Source organism: Brevundimonas abyssalis TAR-001 (assembly GCF_000466985.1).
GTDB lineage: Bacteria > Pseudomonadota > Alphaproteobacteria > Caulobacterales > Caulobacteraceae > Brevundimonas > Brevundimonas abyssalis.
In genome coordinates this window covers 1-728 of record NZ_BATC01000118.1, presented here as the reverse complement: position 1 = coordinate 728, position 728 = coordinate 1, and the positions used below count along the sequence as shown (strand labels likewise).

The window sequence follows — 728 nt, the reverse complement described above, 5'->3', positions numbered from 1 at the left end:
AGGAAAGCTGGCTCTGGGACGCGGGCGGCTGGTCCGGCGGCGACATCAACCGCTTCTGGTGGAAGTCCGAGGGCGAAGGTGATTTCGACGGGGAGATCGAGGGCGAGGTGCAGGCGCTGTACAGTCGCGCCGTCGCCCCCTTCTGGGACGTCCAGGCCGGGGTGCGCCAGGATTTCCGCGAGGGCGGTGAAAACCCCACCCATCTGGTGCTCGGCGTTCAGGGCCTGGCCCCCTACTGGTGGGAGGTCGACGCCGCCGCCTTCCTGTCGACCGAGGGCGATCTGACCGCGCGCGTCGAGGCTGAATACGACCAGCGCATCACCCAGCGCCTGATCCTGCAGCCCCGGTTCGAGCTCGAGGCCTCGGCCTCCGACATTCCCGAGCTGGGCCTGGGGTCGGGCCTGACCCACGTGGAGGCGGGGGTGCGGCTGCGCTACGAGATCGCCAGGGAGTTCGCGCCCTATGTCGGGGTGGAGTGGAGCCGCGACCTGGGCGACACCGCTGACCTGACCCGCGCCCTCGGCGGCGATCCCGAACACACGCGGGTGGTGGTCGGGATCAAGGCCTGGTTCTGAAGAGGACGATCATCACCGCCCGGCAAAACCCATAAGCCCGTTTCGGAAGTCACGGGCGCGGCGATGCCGCCGAAGCCGGGATGGGTGATCGATAACAAGTGGTGCGGGCGGTCGGGGTCGAACCGACACTCCTTTCGGAACCGGATTTTGAGT

The 728-nt window shown here is 68.1% G+C and carries 1 protein-coding gene; it reads left to right on the top strand.

Annotation, left to right across the window (positions count from 1 at the left end; all coding sequences use genetic code 11):
• The coding region (locus MBEBAB_RS14760) for a copper resistance protein B (protein ID WP_045319483.1) at nt 1–575 on the top strand (575 nt) is incomplete at its 5' end.
• Nucleotides 576–728: the final 153 nt, after the last annotated feature.